The sequence below is a fragment of the Leucobacter chromiiresistens genome (assembly GCF_001477055.1).
Classification (GTDB): domain Bacteria; phylum Actinomycetota; class Actinomycetes; order Actinomycetales; family Microbacteriaceae; genus Leucobacter; species Leucobacter chromiiresistens_A.
Genome location: NZ_LDRK01000010.1, coordinates 26,312 through 48,047 on the forward strand (window position 1 = coordinate 26,312; position 21,736 = coordinate 48,047).

Here is a 21,736-nt window from a genome sequence, read left to right on the forward strand (position 1 = left end):
TCAGTGCCAGTTCGGCTTGTCGTTCGGCTGCTGCAGATCCTTGCGCGCGTCGAGGTCGTCCTGGCTCGGCTTCCCGCCGAGGCCGACCAGCGCGACCATCATGATCGACACGATGAAGCCGATGCCCAGGAAGACGGCGCCGAGAACGAGGTCTCGCGTCGTCAGCAGCACCACGACTCCGGCGAAGACGCCGAGCACGGCCGAGAAGCCGATGAGCTCGAGCGGCTTCAGGCGGTCACGGCGCGACGGCGTCACGGGATCCTGATTGGCGGGCTCGGGGGGCTGGGTCATCGTCTGCTTTCCGGAGGGCTCGAGAGGGGTGAACGTTCGCTGGCTGCCCCGTCGCTGATCGCACCGTCGCCGGGCGCGGATGCACGGCGGGTGTCGAACGCGGAGATACCGAGGTACACGCCGGCGAGCACCGCGTACGCGCCGAGGAAGCCGAGCACGGCGACCTCATCGGTGCGCACGAGGATGACGAGCAGGGCGAGCAGCATGCCGGTCGCGCCGAGGAACACGGCGTCCTGACGACTTCCCGGTCGCACCGTCATGCCGACGAATTCGAGGAGCGCGCTGAGCAGCGCCCAGCCCGCCACGACGACTGCGAACACGATGACCGTGTCGGTGAGCGCGAGGCCCAGCGCTGCGGCGAGCGAGACGACGCCGAGCAGGAGCGGGAGCGGATTGCCTCCGCGCGAGCGCAGCGACCACCACTCGACGAGATGGGCGATGCCGACCGCTCCGATGGTGAGCGCGGCCATTCCGAGGTCGAACGACAGCTGCTCGTGCAGTGTCGCCGAGAAGGCGATGGCGATCCCGGAGAGCAGGAGCACGGCGACGCGCACCAGCTTGATGGGGCGAGACACGGGCGTTTCGGGAGTCGTCGATCCCGCAGTTGTCGAAACTGCAGCAGGCATGACACCCCTTTCTCGGTCGATCCCAGTCTACCCCGGCATCGCTGTGCGGAATCCCCGCGACGGTGCGCCGCCGCAGGGTCGGGCGCAGCAGCGCCGAGCCTCACACCTGGGGCATGTCCTGGAAGCGCGAGTAGTGGCCCTGGAAGGCGACGGTCACGGTGCCCGTGGGCCCGTTGCGCTGCTTCGCCAGGATGAAGTCGGCCTCCCCCGCGCGGGGGCTGTCGCGATCGCCCACGGCCTCGCGGTGGAGCAGGATCACCATGTCGGCGTCCTGCTCGAGCGAGCCCGATTCGCGGAGGTCGCTGATGGCCGGCATCTTGTCTGCGCGCTGCTCGGACGCTCGGTTCAGCTGGGAGAGCGCGATCACCGGCACGTCGAGCTCCTTGGAGAGCAGCTTCAGTGCGCGTGAGAACTCCGAGACCTCCTGCTGGCGGCTCTCCGACTTCTTGCCGCTCGAGAGCAGCTGGAGGTAGTCGATCACGACCATGCGCAGCCCGTGCTGCTGCTTCAGGCGGCGGCACTTCGCTCGGATCTCGACGAGGGTGAGATTCGGGCTGTCATCGATGTAGAGCGGCGCCTCGGCCACGCGCGCCTGAGTCGCCGCGAGCTTCTGGAAGTCGCGGTTGTCGAGCGCGCCCTTGCGGAGCGTCTGCATGGGGATGCTCGCCTCCGCCGCGAGCAGACGCATCGCGATCTCGGCGCGGCCCATCTCGAGGGAGAAGAACACGGTGGGTGCGTTCGCGTGCACCGATGCGTTGCGCGCGACGTCCATCGCGAGCGTCGACTTGCCCATGGCGGGTCGGGCGGCGATGATGATCATCTGGCCGCCGGCGAAGCCGTTGGTCATGGCGTCGAGTTCGCTGAAGCCGGTCGGCACGCCGAGCATTCCGTCAGCCGCGCCGTTCGCCTTATTGATCTCCTCGAGCGCGGCGTCCACGGCCAGGTGGAGCGGCACGTAATCCTCGCCCTGACTCTCCCCCGTCACGCCGTAGATCTCGGACTGGGCGACGTTGACGAGATCGATCGCCTCGCCCTCGCCCGCGTAGCCCATCTGCACGATGCGGGTTCCCGCCTCGACGAGGCGCCGGAGCAGCGCCTTCTCCGCGACGATCTCGGCGTAGAAGCTCGCGTTCGCTGCGGTCGGCACGATGCTGGTGAGCGTGTGCAGGTACTCGGCGCCGCCGGCGCGCTGCAGCTCGCCGCTCTTCGTGAGCTCGTCGGTGACCGTGATGACGTCGGTGGGCTCGCCGCGGGAGTAGAGCGAGAGCACGGCCTCGTAGATCACCTCGTGCTTGGGCACGTAGAGGTCGGAGCCCTTCAGCAGCCCGGTGACGTCGGCGACCGCGTCCTTCGACAGCAGCATGCCGCCCAGCGCGCTCTGCTCGGCGAGCAGATCGTACGGGGGCGTGCGCTCGTGCCCGCGCGACTCGTCGTCGACGAACGGATCCGAGATTCCCAGGTGTGCAATGGACACGCAGACTTCCTCTCACAGCGATGGCTTCGGTTACTGAACGATCAGACACCGGACCCCGGACATTCACGGTAGGCCCCGCGCGCCGGTCGGCAAAACGCCCTCCACGGGGCGAACACCCCGCCTGTGGATAACTCCGTGGACAATTCACCGCGTAGAGCCGTTCGTTGTCCACACGCTTGGGGAGAACTTGTGGATGGGGTGTGGAGACGAGATTGTTTCCGGCTCGTGAACAGGAGTTTTCATTATCCACAGGCAGAAAGTTATTCAAGTCTCAGGTACAGCTTGAGTCTTTGAGAAACGCCCGGCATGTGGAGAACTTGCATCCGGCGAGGGCTGCGCGGTAGCCATTCTCGAGCCGGGCGCCTCCGCATCGTTCACGGGCCGTTCAACCCCCAGCCGCCATCGGCGGAGCACGTTCGGCACGCGTCGGAGCGGGCGGAGCGAGCGCCCGGACGGCAGAAGCCGCCCCGAGCCGGAGGCGTGCGCAGGGCGCACATGCGAACGGCGGGACGCCGGCCCGGAGAACCGAGCCGGCGTCCCGCCGTGACGTGCGCGAAGTGCTATCGCTGAGCGATGACCTGCAGCGTGACCTTGGCGTCGACACCCTCGTGCAGGTGCACGATGGCCTCGTACTCGCCGGTCGTCTTGATCGCGGGGAGCGTGATCTTGCGCTTGTCGATCTCGCCGATGCCCGCCTCCGACACCGCTGCCGCGACTGCGGCGGGCTTCACGGAGCCGAACAGACGACCGCCGTTGCCGGTCTTGGTGAGGAGGCGGATCTTGCCCTCCTGCAGCTTGGCCTTGAGCGCCTGCGCGTCTTCGACCGAGGCGAGCGCGCGGGCCTCGCGCGCGGCGCGGAGCTGCGCGACCTGAGCCTCGCCGCCGCGGGTCCAGTGCACCGCGTAGCCCTGGGGCACGAGGTAGTTGCGGGCGTAACCGGTCTTGACGTCGACGACGTCACCGGCGGAACCGAGGCCCTGGACCTCGTTCGTGAGGATTACCTTTGACATTTCTCTACTCCTTACCGGCCGGAACCGGCGTAGGGGAGGAGAGCCATCTCGCGGGCGTTCTTCACGGCCTTCGCGATGAGTCGCTGCTCCTGAACGGACACACCGGTGATACGACGGGCGCGGATCTTTCCGCGCTCGGAGATGAACTTGCGGAGCGTGGCGACATCCTTGTAATCGATGACGCCGACGGTCTGCTTCTTCGCGGGTGCGAGGGTCTTGGCGTTCTTACCGCGACCCGGCTTGCGGGCTGTGCCGCTGGACTTGCCTGCCATAATTGGTCTCTTTTCGTGATGCGTTCCGGCTGCGCCGGATCAAGAAGTTTAGAAGGGTTGCTCGTCGTCGAAACCGCCGCCGAAGCCGCCGCCGCCGGACTGGCCCTGACCCGAATTGGTCCAGGGGTTGTCCTGCTGCTGAGGAGCTGCGGGCTGGCCCCAGCTGCTCTGCCCGGCGGGCTGGTTTCCGCCGGCGCTGCCGCCGCCGAAGCCCCCCACCTGGCCGCGAGCCTGGCCGCGCGCGACCTGAGCCGTGGCGAACCGGAGCGACGGCCCGACCTCTTCGACCTCGAGGTCGAGCGAGGTGCGCTGCTGGCCCTGGTTGTCGGTGTAGCTGCGCTGGGTGAGGCGGCCCTGCACGATGACGCGCATGCCCTTGGTGAGCGATGCCGCGATGTTATCGGCGTACTCGCCGTATGCGCGGCACCCGAGCCACAGCGGTTCGCCGTCCGACCAATCGCCCGACTGGCGGTCGCGCACGCGAGGGGTCGAGGCGATCCGGAAGGTCACCCACGACTTGCCCGCCTGGCTGACGCGCGGCTCCGGGTCGGCAACGAGGTTGCCGACGACTGTGATCAGCGGCTCGCCGGCCATGGGCTAGGCGCCGACCTTCGCGGCTGCGCGAGCGGCCTTGGCCTGGTCGCGCTTCGTCTGAGCCGCGCGCTGGGCGATGAGCTCGTCGGAGCGCAGCACCTTGGTGCGGAGCACGGCCTCGGAGAGACCCAGCTGACGATCGAGCTCAGCGGTGGCCTCGTGGGTCGCGGTGAAGTTCACCACGACGTAGATGCCTTCGGACTGCTTCTTGATCTCGTAGGCCAGACGACGCTTGCCCCAGATATCGGTGCTCTCGATCTCGCCGCCCGCATTGCGGATGACGCCGAGGAACTTCTCGATGCTGGGGGCCACGGTGCGCTCGTCGATACCCGGATCGAGGATCACCATCAGTTCGTACGGATGCATTATTGACCCACCTCCTTCGGACTTCACGGCCACAGGATTTCTGTGACAGGAGGGTGTTGATACATCGTGCCGTCGCGCAGCGCAGGGAGCGCTGAACGCAGACAACTTCAACAGCTTAGCACCTTCGAGCCGCACCGTCACCCGGTCAGACGCCGGCACCGCCGCGGAAGAACTGGAGGGTGTAGTCGTACCAGGCGCCCGTCATCACGATCGGCCGCCACCCGGTGTCGACGCCGCGGCGCATCGCCGCGTTCGAACCGATGCACACGTATGCGACGCGATCCGCGCGCGCCTCGTAGACGTGCACGTACAGGTCGCCCAGGTTGTGCCACTGCGGCATGCCGAGCTGGTGCAGCGCCGCGAGGTCGCCCACCCGCAACCGCTCGTAGATCCACGCGTTCCAGGCGTCATCGGAGTGCCAGGTGCGCTCGAACACGCGCACCACCGGCGTGCCCGTGGGCCTGCGCCGCAGCCCGTCGGCACTGCGGTTGAACCAGAGGCGGTGCCGGATCATGAAGGCCCCGCCGAGCGAGATCGCGAGCAGGAGGAGGAGGCCGAAGGGGATCATCATCAGCGTGAGGGCGCGGCTCGCCCCGACCGCGGCCGAGCAGTCGAGCCCCGGGCTGCAGGTCGCGCCCGCCCGCGAGGCGGCACCGAGGACGATGGCCACGAACACGGCGCCGAGCACCACGAAGCCGATGGACCAGGAGAGATGGAAGGCCGCGTTGCTCCGCCGGATCTCGGGGAGGGTCGCGAGCTGCTGCGCCGGGCCGAGGTAGCGGCTCACCGGGGCGGCGCCTCTGCGCTCGGCGCCTCCCCACGCGGCGCCGATTCGGCGCCGGGCCCGCTCGGCGCCGGTGTCAGGCGCCGGAACGTCTCGACGGTGCCGATCGGCTCCCGCTGCCCGCCGACGTGCACGATCTCATCGCCGTCGACGGTGAGCTGCGTCGCATACGCCCGCAGCGCGGCGGTCTTGCGGGGAAGCCAGGGGGAGACGTCGTGGGCCTCCGCCGACGCCGACGACGCGTCGGTCGGCGCGGGGCCGGCATCGCTCGAGAACACGTCGGAGACGATGGCCCAGAACGGGATTTCGAGGGCGTGCGCGACCGCGCGTGCGAGACGATGCGCGAAGACGTGATCGGGGTGGCCGTAACCGCCTCCGTCGTCGTAGCTCACGATCGCCTGCGCCTGCGACTGATATGCGGCGGCCAGCAGATCGTTCAGCGCCTCGACCGCGGGCGCCGAGGTGAGCGCATCCGGGCTCGCATCCTCCGACGCGGTCGCGCGTCCGTCGGGGCCCCACGCCATCCCGGAATCCTCGTAGATCACCGGGGGATAACCCTCGGCGCGGGCGGGCTCGACGCCGAGGAACGCGTGGCGCTCCACCCCGAGCATGCCGAGTGCGGTCTTCAGCTCGTTCTGCCGGGCGACGGCGATGCCGTGGGCTGCGACGAGCGCCTCGAGCGGGCCCGCCACCACCTCGCCGCGCTCTCCGCGCGTGAGCGTCACGAGCAGCGGCTCCCGCCCGGCCTCGGCAAGCGCCGCGAGCGTTCCGCCGGTCGCGATCGTCTCATCGTCGGGATGCGCATGCACGAACAGCACCCGCGCCCGCCCGTCGAACCACGTCGATACGTCTGCATTCACGTCACGCACTCCCATTCACTCGCCGCCGTGCTCGGCGTACCACGCGCGCAGCCGCGCCTCCGCGGCCTCCGAACCGATCGGACCCTCGTCGAGGCGCACCTCGAGCAGGTGGCGATACGCGCGGCCCACCGCGGGCCCCGGCCCGATGCCGAGGATCGCCATGATCCGCTCGCCGTCGAGCTCGGGCCGCACCGCTGCGAGCTCCTCGGCCTCCGCGAGCTCGGCGATGCGGCGCTCGATGTCGTCGTAGGCGTGATCGAGACGCTCCGCCTTGCGGCGATTGCGCGTCGTCACGTCGGCCCGGGTCAGGATGTGGAGCCGTTCGAGTTCTTCGCCGGCGTCGCGCACGTAGCGCCGCACCGCCGAATCGGTCCACGGCTGATCGCTGTAGCCGAAGAAGCGCAGGTGCAGCTCGATGAGACGTGCGACGCGCTTCACCGTGTCGTTGTCGAACCGCAGTTCGCGCAGCCGCTTCTTCGCGAGCTTCGCGCCCACCACGTCGTGGTGATGGAAGGTGACTCCGCCCCGCTCGAAACGGCGGGTCGCCGGCTTGCCGATGTCGTGCAGCAGTGCGGCGATGCGCAGCACGACGTCGGGGGAGGCGACGCGCACCCCCTCGCCGTCGCCGTCGCCGCCCTCGCCCCCGCGGCGGGCGAGCTCCAGCTCGATGGCCTGCCGCAGCACCGTCAGGCTGTGCTCGTACACGTCCTTGTGCCGACCGTGATCGTCCTGCGTCGCGATGAGCGCCGTCAGCTCCGGCAGGAATCGCTCGGCCAGCCCCGTCTCGACCAGCAGGCGAATGCCCGGAAGCGGGTCGCGCGCGGAGAGGAGCTTCACGAACTCGTCGCGGATCCGCTCGGCCGAGATGATGTCGAGCCGCTCGGCGAGCTCCGCCATCGACGTCCGCGTCGCCGCGTCGACCTCGAATCCGAGCTGCGCGGAGAAGCGCGCGGCGCGCAGCATGCGCAGCGGATCATCGGTGAACGACTCCTCCGGGGCGCCGGGCGTGCGAATCCGCTCGGCGAGCAGATCCTCGAGTCCGCCGGAGACGTCGACGAGACGCAGCTCGGGGAGCATCAGTGCGAGGGCATTGATCGTGAAGTCGCGTCGCACGAGATCGCCCTCGATGGTCTTCCCGAATCTCACCTCGGGCTTCCGCGAGTCGTCGCGGTACGTCTCCGCGCGGTACGTGGTGATCTCGACGGTCTCGCCGAGCACGTTCGCCGCGATCGTGCCGAAATCGCGGCCCACGTCCCAGACGTTCGTCGAGACCGCGTCGAGCACGGCGCGCGTCTCGTCGGGGTGGGCGGAGGTCGTGAAGTCCAGGTCCGTCACGGGTCGGCCGAGCAGCGCGTCGCGCACCGGGCCGCCCACGAGGGCGAATTCGTGGCCGCGCTCGGCGAACGCGGCGGCGAGGGCCGCGACCGGAGCCGAGCCGGCGATGGCGCGCAGCGCATCCATGGATGCAGCGAGGGAAGGCATCCCTCTAGGGTAGCCGGGTCCGCCGTGCGGGTCCGATCCCTAGACTTGTCGCCATGCTCCCTGTTCTCCGTCGGCACGCGCGCACCGTGGGATCCTGGGTCCTCGCCGGAGCCGTGCTGATCGGCGCGATCTCCGGCCCCGTGCTCGCGACTCCGCGGAGCGCCGACGCCGCACCCTCCGCGGAGGTCGGCGGCGATGCGGACGTCGAGCTCGTCGTCTCGCCGCGCCAACCGGTGATCGCGGCGGCCGACGACGAGGTGGAGTTCGGCCTGCTGATCCGCAACGCGACGACCGCCGAGCTGCCCGCCGGCACCGTGACGCTCGCGATCGGCTCGGGTCGCGTCACCGACGTCGCGAGCCTCGATGCCGAGCCGACCGCCGCCGGGATCCGCTTCGCCGAGGCCGAGGTGGGGCCGACCGCGTCGGGAGCGGAGCAGACCGCGACGGTGACCGTGCCGCGCGCCGACGTGCCCATCGACCCGGGGGCCGCGCCGGGCGCCTACCTGATCGGAGCGACGCTCGAGTTCGCGGAGGAGCCCCAGCCGGGGTTCGCGGTGTTCGGATCCGAACCCTCCGACGAGCCGGCGAACGTGCCGCCGTCCGTGTCGAGCACCACCGCCGTCGTCTGGAGGGGCGCGGGGGCGCAGTCGATTCCGGTGAGCGTCATCGTGCCGTTCGTGCTGCCCTCCGACATCCGCACCCTGCCGACGCGCGGGCAGCTCGAGGAGCTCGCCCCCGGCTGGGACCGACTGCTCACCGCGGCGCGCGCCCACGAGGCGACGCTGGCCATCGATCCGCGCATCGTCGCGGGCATCCGGGCCTACGGCGACGAGGCGCCGCGCAACGCGCAACTGCTGCTCAGTCGACTCGAGACGACCCCGCTCCCATCCTTCCTGCTGCAGTTCGCGGACGCCGACCCCTCCGCCCAGGCGGCGCTCGGGTTCACGACCCTGCTCGAACCGACCAATCTCGATTTCGTCAGCCGCTTCGGCAGTTTCGGCGGCGGCTCCGACGGCACCGGCGGCACCGCCGATGCGGCGGATGCGGAGTCCGCAGCGGGTTCCGACGCGGCAACCGGTGCCGACGCCGAGACCGGCGGGGGATCCGGCACCGGTCAGGGCTCGGCGTCGCGCGGCGATTCTGCGTCGGGTACTGATGCGGAAGCTGCAGATTCCGGAAGCGCGGATTCCGAGAGCGCGGATACGGGATCGGACGCCGACGGCGCGGCGGAACCGGAAGCCGAGCCGCTCCCGACGCTCGCCGACCTGCTCGCCTGGCCGCAGCAGGACGCGGCTCGCGCCTGGCCCGCCGACGGGCTGGCCGATCCCGCCCTCCTTCCGCTGCTCGAGCGCGAGGGCATCGACGACCTCGTACTGAGCTCGAACGGGGCGGACCTCACCGGAGGACCGCGCGCCGCGCTCGGCGGCACGACGGTGACCGTCACCGATTCGGCACTCGACGACGCCGCGCGCACCGCGCTGGAGGCGGCTACGGAGACCGAGCGCGCCGGGGGAGTCGCGCAGTTGGCGGCCCAGCTCGCCGTCGACGCGCAGGGCGGCTCGGACGGCGTCGTGATCGCCCTCGACCGCGGCGCGGTGGGGGACGCCGCCGATCCCGCCGCCCTCCTCGAACAGCTCGAGGCGTTCGAATGGTCGACCCCGACCACGCTCGCGGAGCAGCGCACCGGAACCGTCGAGCTCCGCGAATCGGGCCCCCTTCCCGATCGGCTCGAACTGCTGCGCTCCGCCTCGAACCGGGAGGGATCGGTGAACGAGCTCGGCGCCGTGCTCACGCACCCGGAGTATCTGAGCGGCTACCAGCGCACCCGACTGCTCGAGCTCTTCTCGACGCGGTACGCGGGGGACGCGCAGGCGTTCGCGAAGATCGCCGCCGATTACCGCAAGCGCGACGCCGAGCTGCTCAGCGGCGTGCAGGCGATCAGCACGGAGCACATCCAGCTCGTGGGCAGTTCGTCGCGGGTACCCGTGCAATTGCGCAACGCGCTGCCGTTCGACGCCGTGGTCTCCGTCGACGTCGATCCCGCGTCGGCGGCCCTCTCCGTGGAGGAGCGCCGGTTCGCCGACGTCGTAGTGCCGGCGGAGACGACCGAGCGCGTGCTCGTGCCGGTGCGCAGTCGCGTCTCGTCGGGGGAGTCCGGCCTCGTCATCAGCGTGTCGGACGCGGCAGCGCAGACGACGGTGTTCACGGGCACCCTGTCGATCACGATCCGCAGCAGCATCGAGACGATCATCTTCTGGGCCCTCGGGGGCCTCGCCGTGCTGCTCCTCGTCTTCGGCAGCGTGCGCAGCGTGCGGCGCCGGCGCGGCCGGGGCGCCGGCGGAGGGCTCTCGGCGGAGGCGCGCGAGGATCAGCCGCCCGCGATGTAGCGCCGGCGCCCAGCCGCCCAGGAATACGGCGCGCCTAGGATGGGTTGTACCACCCGAGCGGTCATCACCGCGACACAATCCCCAGGTGTGCGAGGAGCGTCATGCACCAGATCATCATCATCGGATCCGGCCCCGCCGGTTTCACCGCGGCGATCTACGCCGCGCGCGCCGGGCTCAAGCCCGTGCTGTTCGCGAGCGCCGTAGGCATCGGCGGCGAACTCATGAACACCACGGAGGTCGAGAACTTCCCGGGCTTCCCCGAGGGCGTGCAGGGTCCCGATCTCATGCAGAAGATGCAGGAGCAGGCCGAGCGGTTCGGCACCGAGGTCGTCTACGACGACATCACCGAGGTCGACTTCTCGGGCGAGGTCAAGCGCGTCACGGCGGGCGACGGCTCGGTCCACGAGGCGCACACCGTCATCTACGCGACGGGATCGGCGTACCGCAAGCTCGGCATCGCCGACGAGGATCGCCTCTCCGGTCACGGCGTCTCCTGGTGCGCCACCTGCGACGGGTTCTTCTTCCGCGAGAAGACGATCGCCGTGGTCGGGGGCGGCGACTCGGCGATGGAGGAGGCGACCTTCCTCACCCGCTTCGCCGACAAGGTCTACGTGATTCATCGCCGCGAGGAGCTGAAGGCGTCGAAGATCATGCAGCAGCGCGCCTTCGATAATCCGAAGATCGAATTCGTGTGGAACTCCGAGGTGGCCGCGATCCACGGCGAATCCGAAGTCACCGGCCTGACGCTGCGCGACACGGTCGACGGCACGGAGCGGGAGCTCGCGATCGAGGGCCTGTTCATCGCCATCGGCAACGATCCGCGCACCCATCTGGTGCACGGCAAGCTCGATCTGACCGCCGACGGCACCATCGCCGTCGAGGGGCGCAGCTCGCGCACGTCGTCACCGGGCGTGTTCGCCGCGGGTGACGTGATCGATCCGTCGTACCGTCAGGCGATCACCGCTGCGGCGTCCGGTACGGTCGCCGCCCTCGACGCCGAGCACTATCTCGCGGCGCGCGAGCAGGCCGAGCAGATCGCACTCGCGACTGTCTAACCGCAAGAACCGACAGAAGGAGTCACCGTGTCACAAGCAATCACCGTCGACGAGCAGAGCTTCGAGCAGGCCGTTCTCCAGAGCGACGTCCCCGTCCTGGTCGACTTCTGGGCGGAATGGTGCGGCCCCTGCCGCGCCGTCGCGCCCGTGCTCGATCAGATCGCTGCCGAGAACGAGGGCAAGATCGTGATCGCCAAGCTCAACGTCGATGAGAACCCGAATCTCGCGGCGCAGTACCGCATCACGTCCATCCCCGCGATGAAGGTCTTCAAGGGCGGCAGCGAGGTGCGCGAGATCATCGGAGCCATGCCGAAGCCGATGATCGAGAAGCACCTCGACGGCATCATCTGACCCATCCGGCGGAGCGATGTCGAGCTCCGCATCAGGCGAAACGGCCGGCGATCGATCCCACGATCGCCGGCCGTTCGCGTTCTCCCGCAGGGGTGACGCTCAGGCGCCGAAGCCGGGATCGCCCAGGTCGGTGAGAATGCGCTTGAGGTCGGCGATCGTCGCGAAGTCGATGACGATCTGCCCCTTCTTGGCGCCCAGCTTGACGGCGACGCGGGTGTCGAACCGGTCGCCGAGGCGCTCCGCGATCTCCCCGAGCTGCGCCTGCACACCGCCGGCGCGCGGCTTCGGCTTGCTGCGCTTGGGCTCCTCGGCGGCGGCGGCCTCGGCGGCGCGCACCGAGAGTCCCTCGTTCACCACCTTGTCGGCGAGGCGCTGCATGGCCTCCACGTCTCCGTCGAGCGAGAGGATCGCGCGCGCGTGGCCCGCGGAGAGCACTCCGGCGGCGACGCGCGCCTGCACCGGCTCGGGGAGGCGGAGGAGGCGGATGGTGTTCGACACCTGCGGGCGCGACCGCCCGATGCGCTCGGCGAGCTGCTCCTGAGTGATCCCGAAGTCGGCGAGCAGCTGCTGGTACGCGGATGCCTCTTCGAGCGGGTTGAGCTGGGCGCGGTGCAGATTCTCGAGCAGCGCATCGCGCAGCATGTGCTCGTCCGACGTGCTGCGCACGATCGCGGGGATGGTCTCCAGGCCCGCCCGCTTCGACGCGCGCAGGCGGCGCTCGCCCATGATCAGCTCGTAGCGCGCCCCCTCGGCGGGCTCGGGTTCGATCGCGCGCACCACGATGGGCTGGAACACCCCGAACTCCCGCACGCTGTGCGTCAGCTCTTCGAGCGCCTCTTCATCGAACTCGGTGCGCGGCTGCGCACGGTTCGGAACGACATCGTCGATGTCGAGGCGCGTGAGTCGTGCCCCGGGCACCTCCTGCAGGGGCGTCTCGGCGGGGTCGGACGACGACTGCTCCGCAGTGCCGGCGCGTTCGGCGGGCGCGGCGATCGCGCTCGACGACGTTCCCGCCGCGCTCGCCGCACCCGCGGCACCCGCGGCCGGACCCGCCGGGAAGAAGACGTCGACGGGGCGCTCCTCGCCCGACGCCGTCTGCGGAATGAGCGCACCGATCCCGCGACCGAGACCGCCTCGTTTCTTGGTCGCCATGCCTTACGCCTTTCCGTCGTGCTGAATGTCTGCTGCCGGCGTGCTGCCGGCTCCGCGCTCCGCCATCTCGGCCGCGGCCTCCAGATATGCGAGGGCGCCGATCGAGGCGCCGTCGTACGCGTGCACCGTCTGCCCGTAACTCGGGGCCTCGGAGATGCGCACCGAGCGCGGCACGATCGCGCTGAGCACCTGGTCGGGGAAGTGCGCCCGCACCTCGCCCGCCACCTCCTGCGCGAGGTTCGTGCGCGCGTCGTACATCGTCAGCAGAATCGTCGAGATGCGCAGCTCGGGGTTGAGGTGCTTCTGGATCAACTGGATGTTGCCGAGCAGCTGGCTCAGGCCCTCGAGCGCGTAGTACTCGGTCTGGATCGGAATCAGCACCTCGTGCGCCGCGACGAACGCGTTCACGGTCAGGAGCCCGAGCGATGGCGGGCAGTCGATGAACACGTAGTGGAACGTGCGCTCGCTCTCCGCGAGGAAGGTCTGCAGCGCGGTGCGCAGCCGCTGCTCACGGGCGACGAGCGAGACCAGTTCGATCTCGGCGCCGGCGAGGTTGATCGTCGAGGGCACGCACCAGAGGTTCTCGTGATCCGTGGTGGGTTGCAGCGCATCGGGGATCGTGTCGTCTCCGAGCAGTACGTCGTAGATGCTGGTGACCTCGGGGCGGTGCGGCACGCCGAGCGCCGTGGAGGCGTTGCCCTGCGGGTCCATGTCGATCACGAGCACGGTGGCGCCGCGCCGGGCCAGGGCCGCCGCGAGATTCACCGTCGTGGTGGTCTTGCCCACGCCGCCCTTCTGATTCGAGACCGTGATGATGCGGGTCTCCGAGGGAAGGGGAGACACCGTCTCCGCGAGTTTGCGTCGTCGCCGAATCTTGTCGACGAGGTGGTCGCCGACGAGCGACTTCTCCGCTTCAGCCATGTCTCACGATTTTAGCGCGGAAGACGCGAGTGGTTTCGGCGAGCAGCCCATCCGAGGCCAACTCCGCGCCGAGCTCTGCGACCTCGGCTCCGCGCACGCGATGCTTCTGCAGCACTTTCGACGCCGCCTCGATCTCGCTCTCCACAGACGATCCCTTCAGGAACAGCATCTCCCCGCCGTCTCGCAGCAGGGGCGCCGTCAGCGGAACGAGCTTCCGCAGCGCGGTGACCGCCCGCGCGGTGACCTGGTCGACCTCGAACGCGCCGTGGAACTCCTCCGCACGCCCGCGGCGCACTTCGGCGTTCGACAGCCCGAGCACTTCGATCTGCTCGGAGAGCCATGAGCACCGACGTTCCATGGGCTCGATGAGGAGGAACCGAGCGTCCGGCCGCACGATGGCGAGCACGAGGCCGGGCATACCGCCGCCCGTGCCGATGTCGGCGACGCGCGCTCCCGCGCCGATGAGCGGCGCGAGGAGCGCGCTGTTGACCACGTGCCGGGTCCAGAGACGCGGCGCTTCGAGCGGTCCGATGAGGCCGAGCTCCTCGCCGCGCGCGCCGAGGTCCGCCGCGAACTCCCGGAGCACGTCGATGCGGTCGCCGGCGAGCACCGCGGCCGCGCCGGGCTCCTGCTCGATCACCTGCTCGACGGGCATGGTCGTCCTTCCGGGAGTTTCACGTGAAACGGAGCTGCGCTCAGGCGCGGCTGATGACGAGGCGGCGGTCGCGCCCCTCGCCACGGGATTCGGAGAAGTAGCCGCGATCCGCAACGTCGTCGTGCACGAGCTTGCGCTCGTACGAAGACATCGGCTCGAGCTCGACATGGTCCCGACCAGCCGCGATCTGGGCGATCGCCGCGTCGACCATGCGCTTGAGCTCTCCGGCACGGGCATCGCGCGAGCCGCCGACGTCCACGATGAGGCGGGAGAAGCGCCCGGTCTTCGCCTGTACCGCGAGACGCGTGAGATCCTGCAGCGCCTGCACGGTCTCGGCGCCGGTCAGTCGCTCCAGGTCGGCGTCGCCGCCGGAGACGGAGACGTAGGCCCGACCGTTGGCGACATCGATATCGATGTCGCCGTCGAGATCCGCGATGTCGAGCAGACCCTCGATGTAGTCCGCGGCGAGATCGCCATCGGCCTCGAGCTCTTCCAGGCTGAGCTCCTCCGCCGCCGGGTCGGCAGTCGTGCGGTCGTCGTTCGCCATCACTTGCCCTTCTTCTTCGATCGCTTGGCGCTCACGGGCTGCTGACGCTGGCCCGTCTTCGGGGGAGCGGTGACCTCGCCGCGAGCCTGCGCTCGCTTCTCCTCGTCGGTCATCTTGCCCTTCGCCTTGAGGCGCTCCTGGCGGGCGCGCCACGCATCGCTGCCCGGCGTCGGCATGTTGCGGATCACGATGAACTGCTGCCCCATCGTCCACAGGTTGGAGGTGAACCAGTAGACGTTGAGCGCCAGCGGGAACGCGACGCCGGAGAAGAGGAACGCGAAGGGGATGATGTAGAGCAGGATGCGCTGCTGGCGGTACATCGGCGAGTTCTTCGTCTCATCGGAGACGTTCTTCGACATGATCTGCAGCTGCGTGAAGAACTGCGATCCGATCATGAGGATGACGTTGATGCCGAGCAGCACCACGACCGTCCAGTTGCCCGACTCCCAGCCCTGCGTGAACGTCATCTTCAGCGGGGCGCCGAAGAGCTCCGCCGCGTTGAAGTTCTTCGTGAGCTCCGCCGTCATGAAGCCGATGCCCGTCGTGTTGTCGGACGCGTGGCGCAGCACGTAGAAGAGCGAGAAGAAGACCGGCATCTGGATGAGGATCGGCAGGCACGAGGAGAACGGGTTCGTCCCGTGCTTCTTGTACAGAGCCATCGTCTCCCGGCTCATCGCCTCGCGGGAGTACTGATCCTTCTTGCCCTTGTACTTGTCCTGGATCTTCTTCATCTCGGGCGCGAGATCCATCATGCGCCGCTGCGACTTGATCTGCCGCACCGTCACCGGGATCAGCGCCGAACGGACCACGACGACGAGACCGATGATCGAGAGCACCCACGTGAGCCCGGACTCCGCATCCATGCCGAGCCAGGTGAAGGCCTGGTGCCAGACCGCGAGCACGAGCTCGACGAGCCAGCGCAGCGGCCACAGGATTGTTTCGAAGAAGTCCACCGGGTTAAGCCTTTCGCTCGATGGGGCGGACGAAGCCGCGGGTGTTGGTCACGAAATGGGAGTGCGCGCGCGGCGGCACGTCATCGATGCCTCCGGCCGTGAACGGATTGCAGCGGAGCAACCGCCACGCGGTGAGCGCGGTTCCGCCGAGGAAGCCGCGGGATTGATACGCCTCAACAGCGTATCTGGAACACGATGGATAATACCTGCAGACCTCGCCGTACAGCGGAGACACCCATCTGCGGTACAGGTGCATGCACGCGAGCGCCGCGTTCCGCGGAAGCAGCCAGAGCTCGGCGGCGAATCGCATCACGATGCCGCCTCGGCCGGGGCCCGCCAGCGCTCGACGCGGTCGAGCGCTCGGGAGATCTCCCGCTCCAGATCCGCGAAGTCCGCGGCTGCCGCCGCGGGGAGTGCCCGGAACACGACGTCGACCCCCGAGAACCCGCGGTGCAGACGCTGCTCGACAATCGACTTCATGCGGCGACGCACCAGATTGCGCGTGACTGCATTGCCCACCGCCTTCGAGATGATGAAGCCGAAACGCGCTTCGTCCGCGGGCGAACGCAAAACCGCGTGGGTGATGCATAACGCACCACCCACGCGGCGTCCGGCACGAACGGTCTGCCGGTAGTCCTCTCCCCGGGTCACACGATTGCGCCGTGCAGGCATGACCGACGGGGGAGTGAGACGATTACGCGGTGAGCTTCGAGCGGCCCTTGCCGCGACGAGCCGCCACGATGGCGCGGCCGGCGCGCGTGCGCATGCGGGCGCGGAAGCCGTGCACCTTGGCGCGGCGGCGGTTGTTGGGCTGGAAGGTACGCTTGCTCATAGTGAAGACTCCGTGACTTATGGGATAGATCCCCACGCCTCAGGGGCGGTGAGGAAGTCGGATGTTGGCTGCTCGCGCTCGCGGATCGATCCGCGCATCCGGGATGTTCCGAGCGCACGGTGATGCGCTCGTCTGGCACGAGCCACCCATACAAGGTCTTCACTCTACGCCTTCCGCACGATTCCGTCAAAGTTGTGCTTCGATTTGGATGCTCCGGCGGGCACCGGCGTGCCCCCCGCGCCGAGTGCGAGACTCGACTTGCCTGTGGACAAATCTGTGACTAACGTGGGCGCAAGCGTTTCCACACGGCCGCACTCCGCTGTTTTTCCGCGAGATTGTGCCCCTCCGTCTGTGGATAAGCCTGGGTACAACGGGCATTCTTCATGATGAACAGCGAGCCGGGAGCACCGTGACTGAGGACGAACTGCAGGAAGTCTGGGAGCGAGTGACTCAGGCGGTCATGGGCGACCCGGCGGTCGGGCCCGCGGTCGGCGCGCAGCTCGCACTCGCACTGCCGCGCGGCATCGCCGCGGGCACGCTCTATCTCGCCGTGCAGCTCGACTTCACGCTCAAGCTGCTGGAGAATCGCCTGCGCCCCGCGATCATGGCCGCCATCGCACGGATCCCCGAGGCGCACGAGATCGACAACTTCATCGTCATCGTCGACGAGGACGCCCATCCCGACATCGATCCCGAACCCGCACCCGAGCCGTCGCCCGCAGCTGCCGAGAGACGCGAGAGCGACGCGCCTGATTTCAACGGCGCCCGGTTCGACTCGCCGCGCCACGATACGCAGCGACCCGTTGCAGAACCGCGACGCCGGCACGGGGCCGATGAGGCAGTGGACAGCCGGCTCAACGAGAAGTACCGGTTCGACAGTTTCGTGATCGGTCAGTCGAACCGATTCGCGCATGCGGCCGCCGTCGCCGTGGCGGAAGCACCCGCCCGCGCCTACAACCCGCTGTTCATCTACGGCGACTCCGGGCTGGGGAAGACCCACCTGCTGCACGCGATCGGCCATTACGCCCGCGAGCTCTTCCCCGACGTGCGCGTTCGCTACGTGAGCTCGGAGGATTTCACGAACGACTTCATCAACTCGATCGCGAACAACCAGGGCGCCGCCTTCCACGCGCGCTACCGGAGCGTCGACATCCTCCTCGTCGACGACATCCAGTTCCTCGAGGACAAGGTGGAGACGCAGGAGGCCTTCTTCCACACCTTCAACACGCTGCACGATCACAACAAGCAGGTGGTCATCACCAGCGACGTGCAGCCCAAGCAGCTCCGCGGCTTCGAGGAGCGCATGCTCTCCCGCTTCGAATGGGGGCTGCTCACCGACATCCAGGTTCCCGACCTCGAGACCCGCATCGCGATCCTCCGCAAGAAGGCGGAGCGGGAGAACCTCGTGATCGACGACAGCATCCTCGAGTTCATCGCGAGCAAGTTCTCCTCCAACATCCGCGAGCTCGAGGGCACGCTCATCCGCGTCACCGCCTACGCCAGCCTGAACCAGCAGCGCATCGACATGCAGCTCGTCCACACCGTGCTGAAGGACCTCATCACGCTCGATGCCGACAACGAGGTGCAGCCCTCCGACATCATCAGCAAGACGGCCGAGTACTTCGATCTGTCCGTGGATGATCTCTACGGACCGACACGCGCGCAGCAGATCGCGACCTCACGGCAGATCGCGATGTACCTGTGCCGCGAGCTGACGCCGCTGTCACTCCCGAAGATCGGACAGCTCTTCGGGGGACGCGACCACACGACGGTGATGTATGCGCACAAGAAGATCTCCCAGCTGATCGCCGAGCGCCGTTCGATCTACAACCAGGTGACCGAGCTGACGACCCGCATCAAGCAGGGCACGCGCTGAATGAGTTATCCACAGACATTCATGCACATGTGAATATCTGGGGAGAACCGAGCCGTTCCTGTGCATGGATCGCGATGTCCTGTGCACGAGGGGTCCGACGTGTACTTCGGCATCATTCCGCGGTTCGACCTTCATCCACCGCGAGTGCACAACTCACATTCGTGTAGTTCTCTTACAAGAATTGGGATCGCCCCGGTTATCCACAGAATCCACAGCCGTTAACACTGTTAACACTTCTCATCTCTCCAGACGGGCATTCGATCACGCGATCCGGATCGGGCCGAACACCTGGTCCGCCGAATGACACGTCGCCCGGATGCCGAGGCCCCGGGAGTATGCAAAGATTGTGAGGCCGAGGAGAACGACGCGACCCAGAACGCGTGCGAAGGGAAGCCCGATGCGATTTACCGTCAATCGTGACGTATTCAGCGATGCTGTGTCTTTCGCAGTCAAACTGCTCCCTCCTCGCCCCACGCAGCCTCTGCTGAGCGGAGCGCTCATCGAGGCCGAGGGCGACCAGCTCACCGTGTCGTCCTTCGATTACGAGGTGTCAGCCCGCACGTCGATCTCCGCGGTCGTCGCAGACGCCGGCCGGGCGCTCGTCTCAGGCCGTCTGCTGGGCGAGATCGCGCAGCGCCTGCCGCACTCGGACGTCGAGGTATCGCTGCTGGAGAGTCGTGTGGAGGTGCGTTGCGGTTCGGCCTCGTTCAGCCTCCCCGCCATGCCCGTGGAGGAGTACCCGCAGGTCCCGAAGATCGATTCGGTGTCGGGCTCCGTGCCGGCCGACGTGTTCTCAGAGGCCGTCGCACAGGTCTCGCTCGCCGCATCGAAGGACGATGTCACGCCGGTGATCACGGGTGTGCAGTTCGAGGTCGATGCGAACTCCGTGACCTTGACGGCGACCGACCGGTACCGTGTCGCGACGCGCAGCATCGATTGGGAGCACCGCGACGCGAACGAATCGTTGAATGCCCTGGTCCCGTCGAAGATCGTCACCGAGGTCGGCAAGACGTTCTCCGGCGCCGGCGAGGTGCAGGTGAGCATCGTGAAGGACGCGGATCGCGAGCTCGTCGCATTCACCGGCGGCACCAAGACGGTGACGTCGCTGCTCATCAAGGGGAATTACCCGCCGGTGGGGCGCCTGTTCCCCGAGAGCGTCGACAACTACGCCGTCGTGAACACGTCCGAACTCATCGAAGCGGTGGGCCGCGTCGGACTGGTGCTCGAGCGCGAAGCCGCTCTGCGATTCTCGTTCGCCGAGGGCATCGTGACGCTGGAGGCCGCCGGCACGGAGTCGGCCCAGGCGGTCGAGACGGTCGACGCGCATCTGGTCGGCGACGACATGGTGGTCTCGCTCAAGCCGCAGTTCCTGCTCGATGGTCTGCGCTCGACGCACTCGGAATTCGCGCGGATCGGTTTCACCCGCACGGACAACCCGGGCAAGCCGGGACCGGTGCTCATCACCAGCCAGCGCAGCAAGGACGACGCGGACGAGAAGAGCTTCCGCTACCTCCTGCAGCCGAACCTGCTGCTGCGATAGGTTCGAGATGCGGGTAGCGCATCTCTCGCTGAGTGATTTCCGCAACTACGCGTCGGCGGAGCTCGCCATGTCGGCCGGCCCGAACCTGTTGATCGGACAGAACGGGCAGGGCAAGACGAATCTCGTCGAGGCGATCGCCTACTTCGCCACGCTGCGCTCGCATCGTGTTTCCGGCGACGCCGCGCTCATCCGCGCGGGCCAGTCGTCGGCGATCGCCCGCATGCGCGTCCGTGCAGGCGAGCGCGAGGTGCGGCTCGAGCTCCAGCTCAACCAGGGAAGCCCGAATCGGGCGCAGGTGAACGGCAATACCGTGCGTCCTCGCGAGGTGACGAGATGGTTCTCCGCGGTGACTTTCGCCCCTGAAGACCTGATTATCGTTCGTGGAGAGCCCTCAGGACGGCGGCGGTTCCTGGACGATGCGCTGCTCGCCCGGCATCCGGTCGCCTCCGGCGCGCTGAGCGACTACGAAAGAGTCGTGCGTCAGCGGACCTCGCTGCTGAAGTCGGCGCGAGGACGCGGTCCGTCGGCACTGGCAACGCTCCCCGTGTGGGACGATCAGCTGGTCGAGTACGGCACTCAGATCATGCTCGCTCGCCGTGAGCTGCTCCGTGACTTGAGTGCTCCGCTGCGCGATCATTACTCCGCGCTGGTCGGCGCGGATCATTCGCCCCGCGTGTCCATGCTCGAGAGTGTGGGGGACGCACGACCCGTTCCGGCCGTTTCACGTGAAACACCCGCGCCGGAGGATCTTTCGGCGCAGGCGGCCGTTTCACGTGAAACACTGGCGAACGAGTTTCGGGAAGCCCTGAGTGCGGTCCGCGGTCGCGAGATCGAACGCGGTGTCACGCTCGTCGGTCCCCATCGGGACGATGTGATGCTCGCTCTCAACGGTCTGCCGGTGAAGGGGTTCGCGAGCCACGGCGAATCCTGGTCATTCGCGCTCTCGCTGAAGCTCGCTCTCGCCGAGCTGCTAAGGAACGAATCCACTGCCGGGGACCCGGTGATCATTCTTGATGACGTGTTCGCCGAGCTCGACGCTGCGCGGCGGGGACGGTTGATGCGTGCAGTCGCCGACTATGAACAGGTCATCGTGACGGCGGCGGTCGAGGGAGATGTTCCCGACGACGTGGCCTGGCGTCGAACCCGCATCGTCGCGGGCGCATTGCAGCCGGAGGCCGCGACCGAGACGTCGGAGTCGACGGATGGCGCTTGAGGATCGTACGCCATTCGCGACCGATGCGTATCTGCGGGCGAAGTCGGTGTGGCGCGGCGTTCCGCACCGCAGACGAATGCGACGACAGGGCGATTCCGCGCCCGGTGGGAGCCCGTTCGGCTTCGGCCGCGATCCGCGCGCGCTCTCAGACGTCCTGGTGACGGTCGCCTCTGACATGGGATGGAGTGTGGAGCTCGAGCAAGCGCGTCTGATCGGCGAATGGGCGGACTTCGCGGGCGGAGCGACCGCGGAGCACACGAGCGTGATCGGTATCAGCCACGGAGTACTGCAGATTCAGTGCGATTCGACCACGTGGGCGACGGAGCTGCGCCGGCTCCGGGGAGAGCTGCTCACACGTTTGCTGCGCGACTACCCGGATTCGGAGGTGCGCGACATCCGGTTCCTCGCCCCTGGCGCGCCCAGCTGGAGGCACGGACCGCGCTCGGTCCCCGGGCGGGGGCCACGCGATACGTACGGCTGACAGGACCGATCTCG

Annotated in this window: 25 protein-coding genes; 7 read left to right on the top strand and 18 right to left on the bottom strand. The window is 68.3% G+C overall.

Features of this window, described 5'->3' with window-relative positions; translation table 11 throughout:
* The 10 genes from NS354_RS01675 to NS354_RS01720 form a co-directional block, all read right to left on the bottom strand.
* Window positions 1-291, bottom strand: a complete 291-nt coding sequence (locus NS354_RS01675) for a hypothetical protein (protein WP_058592890.1) — start codon at window positions 289-291, stop codon at window positions 1-3.
* A complete protein-coding gene (locus NS354_RS01680) occupies window positions 288-917 on the bottom strand; it encodes a hypothetical protein (RefSeq protein ID WP_058592891.1) in 630 nt (209 codons plus the stop codon). The genes NS354_RS01675 and NS354_RS01680 overlap by 4 nt, the downstream gene beginning before the upstream one ends.
* Before the next feature lie 100 nt (window positions 918-1,017).
* A complete protein-coding gene (dnaB, locus tag NS354_RS01685; protein ID WP_010155631.1) occupies window positions 1,018-2,391 on the bottom strand; it encodes a replicative DNA helicase in 1,374 nt (457 codons plus the stop codon).
* A gap of 560 nt (window positions 2,392-2,951) precedes the next feature.
* Window positions 2,952-3,401, bottom strand: coding sequence for a 50S ribosomal protein L9 (gene rplI / locus NS354_RS01690; RefSeq protein WP_058592892.1), 450 nt, complete (start codon window positions 3,399-3,401; stop codon window positions 2,952-2,954).
* A gap of 11 nt (window positions 3,402-3,412) precedes the next feature.
* Window positions 3,413-3,673, bottom strand: a complete 261-nt coding sequence (gene rpsR, locus NS354_RS01695) for a 30S ribosomal protein S18 (RefSeq protein ID WP_010155628.1) — start codon at window positions 3,671-3,673, stop codon at window positions 3,413-3,415.
* Between the two features lie 48 nt (window positions 3,674-3,721).
* Entirely contained in the window at window positions 3,722-4,267 is a 546-nt protein-coding gene (gene ssb / locus NS354_RS01700; protein WP_058592893.1) for a single-stranded DNA-binding protein, read from the bottom strand.
* Window positions 4,268-4,270: 3 nt separating this feature from the next.
* Window positions 4,271-4,633 carry a 30S ribosomal protein S6 gene (gene rpsF / locus NS354_RS01705; RefSeq protein WP_058592894.1) on the bottom strand — a complete coding sequence of 121 codons (363 nt, stop codon included), beginning with the start codon at window positions 4,631-4,633 and terminating at the stop codon, window positions 4,271-4,273.
* Between the two features lie 145 nt (window positions 4,634-4,778).
* Window positions 4,779-5,420 carry a hypothetical protein gene (locus NS354_RS01710; protein ID WP_058592895.1) on the bottom strand — a complete coding sequence of 214 codons (642 nt, stop codon included), beginning with the start codon at window positions 5,418-5,420 and terminating at the stop codon, window positions 4,779-4,781.
* A complete protein-coding gene (locus tag NS354_RS01715) occupies window positions 5,417-6,277 on the bottom strand; it encodes a PIG-L family deacetylase (RefSeq protein ID WP_241490296.1) in 861 nt (286 codons plus the stop codon). Before NS354_RS01715 ends, NS354_RS01710 begins: the two co-directional genes overlap by 4 nt.
* Window positions 6,278-6,292: 15 nt before the next feature.
* Entirely contained in the window at window positions 6,293-7,759 is a 1,467-nt protein-coding gene (locus NS354_RS01720; protein WP_058592897.1) for a CCA tRNA nucleotidyltransferase, read from the bottom strand.
* A 53-nt stretch (window positions 7,760-7,812) separates the two neighbouring features.
* On the opposite strand from NS354_RS01720, the gene NS354_RS01725 reads away from it, so the two are divergent.
* The 3 genes from NS354_RS01725 to trxA all read left to right on the top strand — a co-directional run bounded on the left by NS354_RS01725 (window position 7,813) and on the right by trxA (window position 11,552).
* Window positions 7,813-10,146, top strand: coding sequence for a DUF6049 family protein (locus tag NS354_RS01725; protein WP_058592898.1), 2,334 nt, complete (start codon window positions 7,813-7,815; stop codon window positions 10,144-10,146).
* A gap of 101 nt (window positions 10,147-10,247) precedes the next feature.
* Window positions 10,248-11,201, top strand: coding sequence for a thioredoxin-disulfide reductase (gene trxB, locus NS354_RS01730; protein ID WP_058592899.1), 954 nt, complete (start codon window positions 10,248-10,250; stop codon window positions 11,199-11,201).
* 27 nt (window positions 11,202-11,228) lie between these two features.
* Window positions 11,229-11,552 (top strand): thioredoxin, encoded by a 324-nt coding sequence (gene trxA / locus NS354_RS01735; protein WP_010155619.1) that lies wholly within the window; start codon window positions 11,229-11,231, stop codon window positions 11,550-11,552.
* A gap of 99 nt (window positions 11,553-11,651) precedes the next feature.
* Here the strand turns inward: trxA and NS354_RS01740 are convergent, their stop codons facing one another.
* The 8 genes from NS354_RS01740 to rpmH are packed head-to-tail and all read right to left on the bottom strand — an operon-like array spanning window position 11,652 to window position 16,612.
* Window positions 11,652-12,704 carry a ParB/RepB/Spo0J family partition protein gene (locus NS354_RS01740; RefSeq protein ID WP_058592900.1) on the bottom strand — a complete coding sequence of 351 codons (1,053 nt, stop codon included), beginning with the start codon at window positions 12,702-12,704 and terminating at the stop codon, window positions 11,652-11,654.
* Window positions 12,705-12,707: 3 nt separating this feature from the next.
* Window positions 12,708-13,625, bottom strand: coding sequence for a ParA family protein (locus NS354_RS01745; RefSeq protein WP_058592901.1), 918 nt, complete (start codon window positions 13,623-13,625; stop codon window positions 12,708-12,710).
* The gene (gene rsmG, locus NS354_RS01750; protein WP_058592902.1) at window positions 13,618-14,280 is read right to left on the bottom strand and encodes a 16S rRNA (guanine(527)-N(7))-methyltransferase RsmG; all 663 of its coding nucleotides are present in this window, start codon (window positions 14,278-14,280) and stop codon (window positions 13,618-13,620) included. The genes NS354_RS01745 and rsmG overlap by 8 nt, the downstream gene beginning before the upstream one ends.
* 40 nt (window positions 14,281-14,320) lie before the next feature.
* Window positions 14,321-14,827 (bottom strand): protein jag, encoded by a 507-nt coding sequence (locus tag NS354_RS01755; RefSeq protein ID WP_082677845.1) that lies wholly within the window; start codon window positions 14,825-14,827, stop codon window positions 14,321-14,323.
* Window positions 14,827-15,780 carry a membrane protein insertase YidC gene (gene yidC / locus NS354_RS01760; RefSeq protein WP_058592904.1) on the bottom strand — a complete coding sequence of 318 codons (954 nt, stop codon included), beginning with the start codon at window positions 15,778-15,780 and terminating at the stop codon, window positions 14,827-14,829. The genes NS354_RS01755 and yidC overlap by 1 nt, the downstream gene beginning before the upstream one ends.
* A gap of 4 nt (window positions 15,781-15,784) precedes the next feature.
* Window positions 15,785-16,090, bottom strand: coding sequence for a membrane protein insertion efficiency factor YidD (gene yidD, locus NS354_RS01765; protein WP_058592905.1), 306 nt, complete (start codon window positions 16,088-16,090; stop codon window positions 15,785-15,787).
* A complete protein-coding gene (rnpA, locus tag NS354_RS01770; protein ID WP_241490297.1) occupies window positions 16,090-16,431 on the bottom strand; it encodes a ribonuclease P protein component in 342 nt (113 codons plus the stop codon). The genes yidD and rnpA overlap by 1 nt, the downstream gene beginning before the upstream one ends.
* Window positions 16,432-16,474: 43 nt before the next feature.
* Entirely contained in the window at window positions 16,475-16,612 is a 138-nt protein-coding gene (gene rpmH, locus NS354_RS01775) for a 50S ribosomal protein L34 (protein ID WP_010155609.1), read from the bottom strand.
* A gap of 409 nt (window positions 16,613-17,021) precedes the next feature.
* Here rpmH and dnaA point away from each other — a divergent pair, with 409 nt between their 5' ends.
* The 4 genes from dnaA (at window position 17,022) to NS354_RS01795 (ending at window position 21,722) form a co-directional block, all read left to right on the top strand.
* Complete coding sequence (gene dnaA / locus NS354_RS01780) at window positions 17,022-18,488, top strand: chromosomal replication initiator protein DnaA (RefSeq protein ID WP_082677847.1); 1,467 nt, start codon at window positions 17,022-17,024, stop codon at window positions 18,486-18,488.
* Between the two features lie 397 nt (window positions 18,489-18,885).
* The gene (gene dnaN / locus NS354_RS01785; RefSeq protein ID WP_058592908.1) at window positions 18,886-20,028 is read left to right on the top strand and encodes a DNA polymerase III subunit beta; all 1,143 of its coding nucleotides are present in this window, start codon (window positions 18,886-18,888) and stop codon (window positions 20,026-20,028) included.
* Between the two features lie 7 nt (window positions 20,029-20,035).
* Window positions 20,036-21,241 carry a DNA replication/repair protein RecF gene (gene recF, locus NS354_RS01790; RefSeq protein WP_058592909.1) on the top strand — a complete coding sequence of 402 codons (1,206 nt, stop codon included), beginning with the start codon at window positions 20,036-20,038 and terminating at the stop codon, window positions 21,239-21,241.
* A complete protein-coding gene (locus tag NS354_RS01795) occupies window positions 21,231-21,722 on the top strand; it encodes a DUF721 domain-containing protein (RefSeq protein WP_058592910.1) in 492 nt (163 codons plus the stop codon). Before recF ends, NS354_RS01795 begins: the two co-directional genes overlap by 11 nt.
* The last annotated feature ends 14 nt before the right edge of the window (window positions 21,723-21,736 follow it).

Excerpts from the sequence above, each read along its gene's own strand:
- NS354_RS01675 (WP_058592890.1), bottom strand. The coding sequence starts at position 291 with ATGACCCAGCCCCCCGAGCCCGCCAATCAGGATCCCGTGACGCCGTCG.
- NS354_RS01680 (WP_058592891.1), bottom strand. The coding sequence starts at position 917 with ATGCCTGCTGCAGTTTCGACAACTGCGGGATCGACGACTCCCGAAACG.
- rplI (WP_058592892.1), bottom strand. The coding sequence starts at position 3,401 with ATGTCAAAGGTAATCCTCACGAACGAGGTCCAGGGCCTCGGTTCCGCC.
- rpsR (WP_010155628.1), bottom strand. The coding sequence starts at position 3,673 with ATGGCAGGCAAGTCCAGCGGCACAGCCCGCAAGCCGGGTCGCGGTAAG.
- ssb (WP_058592893.1), bottom strand. The coding sequence starts at position 4,267 with ATGGCCGGCGAGCCGCTGATCACAGTCGTCGGCAACCTCGTTGCCGAC.
- rpsF (WP_058592894.1), bottom strand. The coding sequence starts at position 4,633 with ATGCATCCGTACGAACTGATGGTGATCCTCGATCCGGGTATCGACGAG.
- NS354_RS01720 (WP_058592897.1), bottom strand. The coding sequence starts at position 7,759 with ATGCCTTCCCTCGCTGCATCCATGGATGCGCTGCGCGCCATCGCCGGC.
- NS354_RS01725 (WP_058592898.1), top strand. The coding sequence starts at position 7,813 with ATGCTCCCTGTTCTCCGTCGGCACGCGCGCACCGTGGGATCCTGGGTC.
- trxB (WP_058592899.1), top strand. The coding sequence starts at position 10,248 with ATGCACCAGATCATCATCATCGGATCCGGCCCCGCCGGTTTCACCGCG.
- NS354_RS01740 (WP_058592900.1), bottom strand. The coding sequence starts at position 12,704 with ATGGCGACCAAGAAACGAGGCGGTCTCGGTCGCGGGATCGGTGCGCTC.
- NS354_RS01745 (WP_058592901.1), bottom strand. The coding sequence starts at position 13,625 with ATGGCTGAAGCGGAGAAGTCGCTCGTCGGCGACCACCTCGTCGACAAG.
- rsmG (WP_058592902.1), bottom strand. The coding sequence starts at position 14,280 with ATGCCCGTCGAGCAGGTGATCGAGCAGGAGCCCGGCGCGGCCGCGGTG.
- NS354_RS01755 (WP_082677845.1), bottom strand. The coding sequence starts at position 14,827 with ATGGCGAACGACGACCGCACGACTGCCGACCCGGCGGCGGAGGAGCTC.
- yidD (WP_058592905.1), bottom strand. The coding sequence starts at position 16,090 with ATGCGATTCGCCGCCGAGCTCTGGCTGCTTCCGCGGAACGCGGCGCTC.
- rpmH (WP_010155609.1), bottom strand. The coding sequence starts at position 16,612 with ATGAGCAAGCGTACCTTCCAGCCCAACAACCGCCGCCGCGCCAAGGTG.
- dnaN (WP_058592908.1), top strand. The coding sequence starts at position 18,886 with ATGCGATTTACCGTCAATCGTGACGTATTCAGCGATGCTGTGTCTTTC.
- recF (WP_058592909.1), top strand. The coding sequence starts at position 20,036 with ATGCGGGTAGCGCATCTCTCGCTGAGTGATTTCCGCAACTACGCGTCG.
- NS354_RS01795 (WP_058592910.1), top strand. The coding sequence starts at position 21,231 with ATGGCGCTTGAGGATCGTACGCCATTCGCGACCGATGCGTATCTGCGG.